Annotated in this window: 7 protein-coding genes and 2 pseudogenes; 4 read left to right on the top strand and 5 right to left on the bottom strand. The window is 67.1% G+C overall.

What is annotated here, in order from left to right:
* Nucleotides 1–43: 43 nt before the first annotated feature.
* Nucleotides 44–1555, bottom strand: a complete 1512-nt coding sequence (locus PQB87_RS33705; protein WP_301861932.1) for a DNA-3-methyladenine glycosylase 2 family protein — start codon at nucleotides 1553–1555, stop codon at nucleotides 44–46.
* A 1079-nt stretch (nucleotides 1556–2634) separates the two neighbouring features.
* Between PQB87_RS33705 and PQB87_RS33700 the strand changes: the two genes are divergently transcribed.
* The 4 genes and pseudogenes from PQB87_RS33700 to ansP all read left to right on the top strand — a co-directional run bounded on the left by PQB87_RS33700 (nucleotide 2635) and on the right by ansP (nucleotide 8854).
* A complete protein-coding gene (locus PQB87_RS33700; protein ID WP_489243382.1) occupies nucleotides 2635–3636 on the top strand; it encodes an FHA domain-containing protein in 1002 nt (333 codons plus the stop codon).
* Nucleotides 3633–6419, top strand: a pseudogene (locus PQB87_RS33695) (TOMM system kinase/cyclase fusion protein); the annotation flags it as partial. The gene PQB87_RS33700 and the pseudogene PQB87_RS33695, both read left to right, overlap by 4 nt.
* Nucleotides 6346–7017, top strand: a pseudogene (locus PQB87_RS33690) (YcaO-like family protein). The pseudogenes PQB87_RS33695 and PQB87_RS33690, both read left to right, overlap by 74 nt.
* Before the next feature lie 346 nt (nucleotides 7018–7363).
* The gene (ansP, locus tag PQB87_RS33685; protein WP_027790119.1) at nucleotides 7364–8854 is read left to right on the top strand and encodes an L-asparagine permease; all 1491 of its coding nucleotides are present in this window, start codon (nucleotides 7364–7366) and stop codon (nucleotides 8852–8854) included.
* 49 nt (nucleotides 8855–8903) lie between these two features.
* Here the strand turns inward: ansP and PQB87_RS33680 are convergent, their stop codons facing one another.
* The 4 genes from PQB87_RS33680 to PQB87_RS33665 form a co-directional block, all read right to left on the bottom strand.
* On the bottom strand, nucleotides 8904–9443 hold the full coding sequence (locus PQB87_RS33680; protein WP_175831962.1) for a cytochrome b: 540 nt from the start codon (nucleotides 9441–9443) through the stop codon (nucleotides 8904–8906).
* Nucleotides 9444–9815: 372 nt separating this feature from the next.
* The gene (locus PQB87_RS33675) at nucleotides 9816–10907 is read right to left on the bottom strand and encodes a porin (RefSeq protein ID WP_489243381.1); all 1092 of its coding nucleotides are present in this window, start codon (nucleotides 10905–10907) and stop codon (nucleotides 9816–9818) included.
* A 186-nt stretch (nucleotides 10908–11093) separates the two neighbouring features.
* The gene (locus PQB87_RS33670) at nucleotides 11094–11816 is read right to left on the bottom strand and encodes an SDR family NAD(P)-dependent oxidoreductase (RefSeq protein ID WP_489243380.1); all 723 of its coding nucleotides are present in this window, start codon (nucleotides 11814–11816) and stop codon (nucleotides 11094–11096) included.
* Nucleotides 11794–12915 carry a 2,3-butanediol dehydrogenase gene (locus PQB87_RS33665; protein ID WP_489243379.1) on the bottom strand — a complete coding sequence of 374 codons (1122 nt, stop codon included), beginning with the start codon at nucleotides 12913–12915 and terminating at the stop codon, nucleotides 11794–11796. The genes PQB87_RS33670 and PQB87_RS33665 overlap by 23 nt, the downstream gene beginning before the upstream one ends.
* Nucleotide 12916 lies beyond the last annotated feature (1 nt).

Below are 12916 nucleotides of genomic sequence, written 5' to 3'. Positions count from 1 at the left end.
TGACGAGTCACGCGGCCGGGAAAGATGTCGATATGAGTCGTTGTCAGGCAGAAGCACCGTGATTCATCGCATGCCACGCACGCAACACCGAATAGCCGCGCCAGGGCCGCCATTTCTCGGCGGCTTGTGCCGCGGCACGGGCGCTACCCACACCCAGGGCTTTTTGCAACGCGACGTCGCCGGCGGGAAAGGCGTCGGGCCAGCGCAGCGCGCGCATGGCGATGTACTGCGCCGTCCAGTCGCCGATGCCGGGCAGTGCACACAATTCGGCGCAAGTCGCAGCGACGTCTACGCCGGGATGCAAAGCGATGCGCCCGTCCAGCACTGCATGCGCCAGCGCATGCAGTGCGGTCTGGCGTTGCCGCGTGATGCCCAGGCGGCCGAGCTCATCGCCGGTGGCGGCCGCCAGGGCAGCAGGCGTGGGAAAGAGACGATCCAGACCCGCGACGGGCGTTTCGATCGGATCGCCGAAGGCCGCAACCAGTCGCGCGCCCAGTGTGCGTGCAGCGGCCACGGTGACCTGCTGGCCCAGCACGGCGCGCACCGCCAGCTCGAAGCCGTCCAGTGTGCCCGGCACGCGCAAGCCTTCGCCCGACGGGAACGCGGCGTGCAGAGCCGCGTGAATGGCGATCGGGTCGGCGTCCAGATCGAACGCGGCGCGCACACGGTTGATCAGCGCCGGCAGGGCGGCGGCCAATGAATCGCTGATCGTCAGCATGGCCTGCGCGCGATCTTCGTCGAAGCGAGCGCGCAACCAGCCGCTACGCGCCTGCGCACCTTGCACAAGCCGCAGCGTTCGCGTGTATTCCAGGCCCGCGACCTGCTCCACGCCGGGCAACGCGCGCAGGCGCAAGAAGCCCACCATTGCCTGTACGTCATAGGGCGGTCGCCAGCCGAGTCGTACGGTCACGCCTTGTCCATCGGACGTGGATCTGGCCCGGCGCAAGGCGCTGGGATTCAGGCCGTAGTGGCGCGAGAAGGCATCGTTGAACCGTCGGACGCTGGAAAAGCCGCTGGACGCCGCGACCTGGCTCATCGGCAATCGGGTGTCGGCAATCAGCTGCTTGGCTGCCAACAGCCGGCGTGTTTGAAGGTACTGAAGCGGCGACACGCCGAAGTGTGCGTCGAAAATGCGGCGCAGATGGCGGTCGGTCACACCCAGCCGTTGCGCAATGCGCGGCATCAAGCCGCCGCTCGACTGCCCGAAGGTCGGGCGCGCGGAGGTCATGTGCCGCCACGCGTCGGGTTCATCCATCAACCTTGCGGCCTGCAGGGCCAGGATGCGCGAAGCGTCCTCCGTGCTCCAGGATGCCGCGCGCGGGGCCAATTCGGGGCGGCAACGCAAGCAGGGCCTGAAACCGGCCGCTTCCGCCTCTGCCGCGTGACGGTAGAAGCGGAGGTTCTCGCGACGTGGCGTCTTCACGCGACACACCGGACGACAGTAGATGCCGGTGCTGGTGACGGCCGCAAAAAAGGAGCCGTCGAAGCGCGCGTCGTGCGCCTTCAGCGCCAGGTAGCAGGCGTCGCTGTCGGGGGTGTCGATGGGGGTAGGCATGGGTGACATCGTATATCCCGGGCGCCCGCGACGTGCGCCATTTTCGGACATGTGGTCTGTCGGGTTTGCGCCGCCGAACACCGGGCATCTCGAGCATCCGGGACGGCGGAGAATGATTGCGCGGTTCGGCCCCGCCAACCTCACGGAACGCGGTATGCGCTAGATTTCAAGCTGATCGGAAAGCTGGATCGTGCGTGAGGCAGTGCCGTGCGCTCATAAAACGGACCGGCCCTCACGACGGCGCATTCTCGTTCCCTCGCAAGATTCGGAGTTGCCGCGCGACCTCTCCCCGGCAAAGGGTCGCTACGCGCAGGCCAGGTGATCAAGCCGTGAGCTGCATGGGCCATAGCGGCCCCATTTTTTGCGAGCCTGCCGCTTGCAGTGGTGGTTGTTGCCGATGCGTTCCATCGACCTCCTGGCGGGGCGATCACGGCGATCGGATCGTCGACGTCTTGCCTGCTTCCAGCCGTTGCCGGCAATCGATCGTGACGCGGCGGCGTGCCGGTACCGGCTTGCTCGCCGACACCCGCCGAAACATCGGATGCGACGCCTTGACCCCGCAGCAACTCTTTTAATGCAATCCGCAAAAACATCGGATGTAATTATTTAAATCGCCGAAACTATTTAATTTATTTCGTTTTAATCAAACAAAACATCCGCGCCGGCAAAGGTATTTGAGTTCGCCTCGTCATTCAATGTGTCTGATTCCGCTACACGTATGCCTGGCGGGGCTCTGGCGGTAATTCGCATTTACGACCCTTTATATGAGATATAAAAATCGGTCGAAAATGTAAAGCATTGCAATATCAAGGAGAGAGTTGAGTGTTTCGATTGCGATGCATGATTTTATTTGGCAGGATTTTCATCAGGTTGCTCGATTTCAAGACAACAATACAGCCGGCCATTCAATCAGTCGAAACAACGCGTGCCGGATGAGCAACGATCCGAAAGGAAGCTGACGAAGAAACGGATAACGAGGCGGCGAACGGGCGACATCGTTCGCGTTCATTGAAGCAATCGTTTGCCTGGGCGTCGATGCGTCACTCGAGCGACCCGGGCGGATTCGATACGGGGCAGCCATGGCGATACTCAAGAACGATTCTTCCGGGGAAGCGTGCCTGCTCCGCGCGTATCACGTGTTCGGCCGGGATGCCGCGCGTTGCGATACGGTCATCCGGGATGCGTCGGTGTCCCGTGTTCACGCCCATATCCGCTGGGTGGGCGGGCTGTGGGAACTCCACGATCACAGCAGCAACGGCACGTCGCTGTCCGGCGTGCCGTTACGCCACGGCGATCACGCGGTACTGCAGCCGGGTGACGTGATCCGGTTCGGCAGGGCCGGCATCGCGCCGTGGCGCGTCGATGCGCTCGACGATCCGGCCGATACGCTGTGGCCGATACGAGGCGCTGCGCATCCGATCGTGCTCGCGCCGCGCCAGATCCTGGCCGCACGCGCCGCGCAGCCGGTCACGATCGTCCGGTCGCCGGCCGGCGAATGGCTGTGCGACGACACGTTGCCGCCGCGCGCGCTCCACGACGGCGACGAAGTATCGACCGGCGACGCCACGTGGCGCCTGGCACTCGCGCGCAATGGTTCGACGATGAGGCTCGCCGCGCCCGCCGATCCGGCCGTGCCGGCACAACTGCTCGAATTCCTCGTCAGCCGGGACGAAGAGCATGTGCGCATGCTGCTGCATGTTCGCGGCGGCGTGGTCGACCTCGGCGAGCGCGCGCATCACTACAGTCTCGTCACGCTTGCCCGCGCGCGTTCGGCCGACATGCAGGCCGGCTACGACGCCGCCACGCAAGGCTGGATCGAACTCGACCGGCTGGCGCGCATGCTCGGCATCGATACGTCCCATGTCAACGTGCAGATTCACCGCGCCCGGAGCCAGTTCGCGGCCCTGCCGGGGCTGGGCGCGAGCCAGCTCGTCGAGCGCCGGCGCGGCAGCGTCAGGTTCGGCGATTTCCCGTTCCGCGTCATGCGCGGTGCGCATCTCGAATGCGAGTCGGTGCCGCCCGCTCAGCCGCGTATCGGCGTGCATCGTCCGGCGCCTGCCCCGGTAGTCCATTGCTCATGAACTCGAGAGAACCGGTCTCGGCGCCGGCCGTGTCCCGCGCGCCCTTCGCGCCGTTTGCGGAACTGGCCGGCAAGCGGCGTTACCGGCTCGGTTCGTTGCTCGGCGAAGGCGGCAATGGCGTGGTGTTTCGCGCGACCTGCTGCGAAACGGGACAAGCCGTCGCGATCAAGCTGATGCGGGATCACGCCGCGCGGACCGCGACGGAGCGCGCGCGCCAGCGTGCGCGCTTCCAGCGCGAGACGAGCCTGTGCGAGGCGCTGCGGCACCCGAACATCGTGGCATTGCTGGACAAGGGGGAGGCGCCCGACGGCCGGCTGTTCGCCGTATTCGAGCTGGTGCAGGGCCGGACCTTGCGTGACCGGCTCGCGGCACAGGGGCCGCTGTCGGCCGTCGACACGGGCCGGCTGATGGCGGAGGTGCTCGACGCGCTCGCGGCCGCGCATCGCCGGGGCATCGTGCATCGGGACCTGAAGCCGCAGAACATCGTGATCGCGATGGCCGATGACGGGCCGCACGCGAAGCTCCTCGATTTCGGCATCGGTGCGTTGCTGCCCGGCGCGGAGGACATCGGGCGCCAGACCCTGACGCTGGCGACCGAGGTGCTTGGCTCGGCGTCCTATTGCGCGCCCGAGCAATTGCGCAACGAGCCGCCGACGCCCGGAAGCGACCTGTATGCGTGGGGCCTGGTCGTGATCGAATGCCTGACGGGCGAGGTCGTCATGCGCGGTGCGAGCGTGGCCGACATTCTCTATCAGCAGCTCAGCCCGGTGAATGTCGCGTTCCCTCCGCCGATCGCATCGCATCCGCTCGGCGCGGTATTGCGGCGCGCGCTGAGCAAGAAGCCGGAGCAGCGCGCCGCGTCGGCCGACGAACTCGCGGAACCGTTTCGCGCGCTCAACTTCGCGGCGCTCGTCGGCCAGTTCGATGCCGGCCGCGCAAGCGGGCCGACGCATCCGCGCCCGTTCGCTCCGTACGGCGAGCCGATCGCAACGGCGGGCGGGTACCGTCAGATCACCACGCTGTGCTGTTGTGTGACGATCACCGGAGAGGGCCGGCGACGCCACGCCGGAGTCGATCACGACGCCTTGCTCGACGGCTATGAGGCGCAATGGCAGACGAAGTGTGCGGATATCGCCGTCGGTTACGGCGCGCAGGTCGACGCACGGCTCGGCGACACGCTGCTGTTCCACTTCGGCCTGCAAGGCGACATCGATCGGCCGGCGCGTCGCGCGGCGCGCGCGGCACTCGACATGGTGCGGGTGGCCGGGCGCGCACGGCTGCCGGTGCCCGCGGCGGCCGGCGGCGACGCCGGTGGCGCAAGCTGGCGCGTCGAAGTGGCTGCCGCGATTCACGTCGGGCAGGTTCTCGCCCATGCGTCGCATATGTCGGGCGTATCGACGCCTGCCGCGGCTGCGCGGTTGCTGCGGCTTGCCGGGCCCGGACAGATTCTGATCAGCGACGATGCGCGGCTGGCGCTCGAACGGCATGCGGACTATCGGCCGACCCCGTTGCGGCTCGCGCGGGCGGGCCTCGTGCCGCAGCCGGTTCACGAATTGCTCGGCGAGCGGCGCGCCGATACGCCGTTCGATTCGCTCGACGCCGGCATGCGGGCACCGATGGTCGGCCGCGCGCGCGAACTCGACGTGCTCTTGCGCGCATGGCATGAAACACTCGCACGACATCGTCGCGTGATGCGCGGCGAGCCTGTGCCGCACGGTGTGCCGCGGCTGGTCGTCGGTGACGCGGGGCTCGGCAAATCACGCCTCGTACACGAGTTGTGCGAGGCCGTCCGGGGCGAGGGTTCTGCGTGCGCGTATTGCGGGTGCCTGCCCGAGCGGGAGAATCACGCACTGTTTCCGGTCCTGCGATTCATCGCCGCGCATTGGCATATCGACGCCGACGACCCGGCGGGTCTCGCGCTTGCTGCAATCGACACCATGATCGCGCCGCTCGAATGCGATCACGCGGCGGCCCGTGTCGCACTCGCGACCTGGCTGGGGGTGCCCTGCGAAGGGAGGATGGTCCCATGGTCGAGTGCGCGCGAACAACACGCATTGTTCGACGTCCTCGAGCAGCTGATCGTGTCGCTCGGCAATGGCGCGCCGGTGTTGTTCGTCGTCGAGGATGTCCAGTGGATCGACCGCTCGACCGAGGATTTTCTGGCGTACCTGCGGCGCTCGCCGCGTGCGGCGGCGCTCGGCATCGTGCTCACGTCGCGCCCCGACAAGCTCGCGCGCTGGCGCGGCGCGACCGAACGCCTGGTGTTGCGCCGCCTGCCGCGCGACGACGCGCAGCGCCTGATGTCGGCATGCCTGGGCCCGGGCGAGCTCGATCCGCTCTGGCTCGACCCGCTCGCCCGGCGCACGGCGGGCATTCCGCTGTTCATCGAGGCCGTCGCGCGCGAGCTGACGATGGGCGGCGCGGACGACACGCTCGCCGGGCTGCTGACGACGGAACCCCGTCCGCTTCCGCTCAGTCTCGGCGGGATGCTCGGTCGAGCGTTCGACCGGATCGACGACGCGCGCGACACCGCGCAGCTCGCCGCGACGATCGGGCTCGAGGTGGATGCGCAACTGCTCGTCGCGGCTTCGCCGCATGATCGCGCGACGCTCGACGCGCACCTGCAGTTGCTGCTCGAGGAACGGATCCTGTACGCGCAACATCGGCGCGATCGCGTGGTCTATTCGTTCCGCCATGCGTTGATTCGCGATGCGGCGTATGCGTCGATGCCGCCCGACCTGCGGCGCGGCAACCAGGCACGCGTCGGCCGCGCGCTGGTTGCGTAAGCCGGGCGCGGCGCCGGTGCGCATGCGTCTGGCGTCGCGGAGCACGTCGCGTGCGCGGATGTTCGGGTGGCGTTTGTGGGCGCTCGACATCACCACCGATCCCGGGGTGCCGACGGTGGCCGCGCCGGCGGAAAATCCGCAGGACGGGCACTTTTCGATCGGCTTCGGTTCCCGTCCGGATGGCCGAATCGCGGCGCAGCGCGCGCTGAGCGAAGTCGATCAGTTGCTCGATATCGAGGTGGATGCGCCGTACCCGAGGGATCGCCACAAACTTCTCGCAACCTGATTTCCGTATCCGGCGAACGGCGTGCGCTGCACGACGCGATCGACGTGGCAACCGGTCGATGCCGCGTCGTTGCCCGCGGCGCTCGCGCATTGCGTCGGGCGCAGCGTGGCGGCCGGCGTCGACGGGCTCGTCGTCGACAAGACGTGGCCCGATATCGGCTTGTCCGTGGTGCAAGTCATCGCGCCGGGGCTGCGTCATTTCTGGCCGCGTTTTGGTGCACGACGGCTTTACCCGGTGCCGGTGGTTCTTGGGTGGTGCGCCCGGCCACGCAGCGAAGCGGAGTTGAATCCGGCACGGCTGTTTCCGTGACTTGACCGGTCGTCCGCCACTGGCGGCGGGTTCCGAGCGCGACGTCGGTCGACGCGTAGTTTCATCTCGTGCTCCCGCTTTCGTCTTTCGAAATCCTGACGTATTTCAAAATGCTTTCCATCCATGTCGCATGCGCGATTCGATGCCGGGACAGTCGAAATTTGCATAGCGTTTGTGAACGGAATTACGGCTGCATACGTTCGCGGTTGACGGTGCCGCGCGCCATGTCCGGCGCGCAGCGGCCTCGATGCGCGGCGTGATGGCGCGCATCGAGGCCGCAGGCGCCGACGGGCCCGGATCGCGGTACGGTCCGAACGAGATCACGCAAGCACATGAGGATGCAGTCATGGCATCGATTCCCGAACCCGCGCCGACCGGCGACACCAGCAAACGGAACTGGCTCGAATCCCACGAGGCCGGCTATCACAAGACCCTCGGCAATCGACAGGTACAGATGATCGCGATCGGCGGCGCAATCGGTACCGGCCTGTTCCTCGGCGCGGGCGCGCGCCTGCAGGCTGCCGGGCCGTCGCTCGCGATCGTCTATCTGGTGTGCGGCGTGTTTTCCTTCCTGATCCTGCGCGCGCTCGGCGAGCTCGTGATGCATCGCCCGAGCAGCGGCAGCTTCGTGTCGTATGCGCGCGAATTCCTGGGCGAAAAAGCGTCGTTCGTCGCCGGATGGATGTATTTCCTGAACTGGGCGATGACCGGCATCGTCGACATCACCGCGGTCGCGCTCTACATGCATTACTGGGCGCCGTTTTCGGGCGTGCCGCAGTGGATCTTCGCGCTCGCCGCACTGTGCATCGTCGCGACCATGAACCTGATCGGCGTGAAGTGGTTCGCCGAGATGGAATTCTGGTTTGCGTTGATCAAGGTCGCCGCGATCGTGCTGTTTCTCGTGATCGGCAGCGTGATCCTCGGCACCGGCGGGCACGTCGCAGGCCATGACACGGGCATGCACCTGATCACCGACAACGGCGGGTTCTTCCCGCACGGGCTGATGCCGGCGCTGGTGCTGGTGCAGGGCGTGGTGTTCGCGTTCGCGGGCGTCGAACTGGTCGGCACCGCCGCCGGCGAATGCAAGGACGCGCGCAAGGTGCTGCCGCGCGCGATCAACAACGTGATCTGGCGCATCGCGATCTTCTACGTCGCGTCGGTCGTCCTGCTGGTCTGCCTGCTGCCGTGGAGCGCGTACAAGGCGGGCCAGAGCCCGTTCGTCACGTTTTTCGGCGCGCTCGGCGTGCCGGGCATCGGTTCGGTGATGAACCTGGTGGTGTTGACCGCGGCACTGTCGAGTCTCAACTCGGGACTGTATTCGACCGGGCGCGTGCTGCGTTCGCTCGCAATGGGCGGCTCGGCCCCGGCGTTCCTCGGGAGGATGAGCGGGCAATCCGTGCCGTACGCGGGCATTCTCGTGACGGTCGCGATCTACGTGGTCGGCGTGCTGCTCAACTACCTGGTGCCGTCGAGCGTGTTCGAGATCGTGCTGAACATCGCGTCGCTCGGCATCATCAGTACGTGGGCATTCATCGTCGTGTGCCAGATGAAGTTCCGCGCGGCGGTCGCGCGCGGCGAGGTGGACGACGTGTCGTTCAGGATGCCCGGCGCGCCCGTGACGTCATGGCTGACGCTGCTGTTCCTGCTCGGCGTGCTGGTCCTGATGGCATTCGACTATCCGAACGGCACGTGGACGATCGCGTCGATCCCGCTCGTCGCGCTGCTGCTCGTGGCCGGCTGGAAGTGGCTGAGCGGCCGCGCGCACCGCGCGTCGCTCAAGCCGACGATTCCATCGGTCGCGCTCACGCAGAACGTGCTCGAGAAGGACGGCGACTGACGGGATGCGCGACAACGGGCGGGCGCCGGCTCGATTGCGGCGCGCCCGCTCAGATACCCATCCGCCCGGCAACACCGTCGCGATCGACGAACTTGTGTTTCAGTGCGGCCGCGACGTGCACGGCCAGCAGCAAGCCGAGCGTCAGCACCAGTGCACGATGCAGCGCGTCGGTCAGGAGTCGCAACGGTTCGTCGCGGCCGACAAGCATCGGTAGGTCCGCGATGCCGAAGAAACTGACCGGATGCGCGCCGGCGAGGCGGTGCACGTAGCCGGTCAGCGGCACGAGAAACAGCAGCAGGTACAGCACGCCGTGCAGTGCGCCGGCGATCCGCGCCTGCCACGCAGGAACGCTGTCAGGCAGCGGCGGCGGCGTGTGTGTCGCGCGCCACACGAGGCGCGGTACGGTCAGCATGAAGATCAGGCTGCCGATCGATGCGTGATAGAACAGGATGCCGTTGAACTGCGGCGAGTTGTGCGGGAACGTATCCATGTAGAGCCCGATCGACAGGTTCGACAGGATCAGGATCGCGATCGACCAGTGCAGGGCGATCGCGAAGCGTGCGTAAGCGGTGTGGTTGGGCTGTGACATGAGCGGTCTCGCTGTTTCGGGTGGGGTTCGCCCGCCCGCACGTCCGGAGCGCGAACGGCGTGGCGACCTCCGATATACCGGAGCCGGCTCGGATTTATTCCCGTTGCATGTGTCGACCGCCGTGTCTCGCTTGTAGCTCGTATTCCCGCACCCAGTTTTGCGGCGTATGGTCGGTTGCGGCGAGTGCGCCTCGATACGTTCGATGCGCTTGCCAGCCGGTCGGGCGACAGGCCCGGGGGCGCGGCTGCGATGCGCGCGAAGGTTTCTACGTGAAGCCGACCCTCGTCGTACCGAAGTCGTTGCAGTCGAGCGTGTGCGGCAACGAAAGCTTCGGGCCGGCCACGCGGGTCGCGTGGCCGGCCGCCGTGCGTGTCAGAACCGCGTACTGAATCCGACCCGCGCGATCGACTGCAGTGCGCCGCTCGACGCACCGTTCGCGTCCATCACGCCGTTGATCTGCGCGTTGCTGCCGTGGTTCGCGCGCTGATGCACGCCCGCCACGTACACCATCGTGCGCTTCGACAGCCAGTACTGGACGGCCGCCAGGAACTGGTGCGCGTGCGCATTGTCGAGCGTGTCGTTGCCTTTCATGTAGGTGTAGCTCGCGCCGACCACCCACGCAGGCGACGGGTGCCACGACGCGCCGGCTTCCGCCGACCACGCGCCCGCGCCGTTCGCCGAGTTCCGTACGGTCGTCACGAGCGCTTTCCCCGTGACCGTGCCGAGTGTGTAGTGCACCCCTGCGCCCCAGTTGCGCACGCTGGTCGGCGGGAGCCCCGCCGACGCGCCGTATTTCTGGTTCGTATAGGCCGCGCCCGCGCCGAACGGGCCGTTGTCGTAGCTCGCGCCGACGCTGACCGTGTTGTTCGCACCGACCGACCCCGCGACGTTCCCGAAGCCGTACAGCGCGCCGAAGGTCAGGCCCGACAGCGACGGGCTCGTGTACTTGACGGAATTCGCGACGCGATTGCTGCCCGCGACGCGATCCCAGTCGAACGCGCCGGTGGGGTTGTTCGGCAAGGCGAGCTTGTCGAACGGCCCGTTGCGAAAGCCGTACAGGCCGACGAGATCCTGCGCGATCTCGTTGCCGGCGGCGGCGAGCGCATCGACCATGAACTCGTACTGGTTGCCGAGCGTGAGCTTGCCGTAACGGTCGTTCTCCAGCCCGACGTAGGCCTGCCGAGCGAACAGCCCGCCGCCGATGATCGAGCCGTTGCCGAGCGAATACTGGTTCACGAGCCGGAAGATCGCGCGCGTGCCCGCGCCGAGATCCTCCTTGCCTTCGAAACCGAGCAGGTTCGGAAAGAAGATGTTGTCGTCGAACTTCGCGTTGCCGTGGCCGCCTTCGTTGCTGACGTAGCTGATGCCGGCATCCATCAGCCCGAACATCGTCACGCTGCTCTGCGCGAACGACACGGCGGGAAGGGCGCATGTCGCGAGCGCCAGAAGGGTCTTTTTCGTCATCTCCAATGTGCTCCTCACATGTTTCCGGTCAGGTCGGATATTTTTGATTGGACTACTGATTGATATGAACAAACCAGAACCGGGCGATTCCCGGTTCGGTGGCAACCGGAGCGAACCGGTGTGCGGCAGGCATCGGCTGGAACCGCGTGGCCGCCGATGCCTGTCGATGCCTGTCGAACGCGCGCGCTAGACCGTCGAATACCCGCCGTCGACCGGCACGACCGCACCTGTCACGAACGATGCAGCGGGCGAGCACAGGAACAGGATCACGTCCGCGACTTCGTTGGCCGTGCCCCAGCGCCCGAGCGGCGTGCGTTCGAGGATGCGTCGTGACGCCTGCGCGTCGGCCATCAGGCCGCTGCTGAGCGGTGTGTCGATCCAGCCGGGCGCGACCGCGTTCACGCGGATGCCGCGATCGGCCCACGCCTGCGCGAGCGAGCGCGTGAGCTGCGCGATGCCGCCCTTGCTCGCGCTGTACGCGGGGCGGTCCTTGCTGCCGAAGTACGTGTACATCGATGCGACGTTGACGATACTGCCGCCTTGTACGGACAACGCCGGCAACGCGGCGTCGGAGGCGCGCATCACCGACGTCAGGTTCACGTTCAGCACGAGTTCGAACTGGTCCATCCGGTATTCGTCCGCGTGCCGGCTGATGCCGACGCCGTTGACGAGCACGTCGAGCCGCGGCAATGCGGCGATCGTGCGCGTCAGTGCGTCGCTGTCGGTCACGTCCAGTTCCATGCACCGGACGTGCGGATGCACCGGCGCATGCGGGCCGGTAGCGTCGAGCCCGAGCGCAACGACCGATGCGCCGGCTTCAGCGAAACGCCACGCCGTGCTTGCGCCGATGCCCGATGTGCCGCCGGTTACCGCGACGGTCCTTCCCTCAAATAACCACTGGCGACTCATGTTCGACACTCTCGACGGCGTGGGTGGAGCGCGCATGCCGCTGCGCGGGGGAAACCAGGATCTTGATCTGCGTACGATCGGCGAGCAGCGCGTCGAAGCCGTCGGCGACGGCGTCCTCCAGCGACACGGTACGCGTGACGATCGACGTGAGATCGAGCGCACCCGACGCGACGATGCGCAGCAGGTCCTCGTACGCATGCCGGTAGCCGACGCTCGCCGTGAAGGTCAGTTCGTCGTTGACCGCGCGGAACGCGTCGAAGCCCGCCTGCGGCATCAGGCCGACCATCACGACGCGGCCGCCCTTGCGCAGCGCCTGCATCGCCGCTTCGAACGTGGCCGGCAAGCCGGCCGCCTCGAAGCTCGCGTCGACGCCGAGCCCGCCCGATGCCTCGTGGATCGCGTCGCGCAGCACGGACGCGTCGAGCGTGCGCGCATTGAACGTGTGCGTCGCGCCGAAGCGCGCGGCGGCCGCGAGGCGCTCGGTCGACACGTCGACCGCGACGAGGGTCGTCGCACCCTGCAGCTTCGCGAGCTGGATCAGCAGCAGGCCGATCGGCCCGAGCCCGAATACCGCGCACGTGTCGCCGAGCCGGAGCTCGGCGCGGCGCAGCGCGTGCAGCGCGACGGCCGCGGGTTCCATCACGGCGGCCTGCTCGAGACTCACGCCGTCGGGCAGCCGGTGCAGCATGTAGGCGGGCACGACCGCGAAGTCGGCCATCCCGCCGTCGCCCATCAGCCCGGCAAAGCCCATCGACACGCACAGGTTGTACGACCCCGAGCGGCAGTACGCGCACTGGTGGCAGCGATATTCGGGCTCGACGGCGACACAATCGCCCGGATTCAGCGTCGTCACGCCTTCGCCGACTTCGACGACGGTGCCGCAGAATTCGTGGCCGAGCGTCAGCGGCGCGGTACGGCGCGACAGCGGATGCGGCGCGTCGACCGGAATCGCGTGCGGGCCGTCCGCGTATTCGTGCAGGTCGCTGCCGCAGATGCCGCAATACGCGACCGCGATGCGCACCTCGCCCGGCCCGGGGCGCGGCGTATCGATTTCCACGAGACGGACGTCGCGCGGGCCATGCCATTGAAGTGCACGCATG

Source organism: Burkholderia sp. KL41, assembly GCF_057005415.2.
The sequence above is the reverse complement of the archived record's forward strand: the minus strand, read 5'-3'. Positions and strand labels throughout refer to the sequence as shown.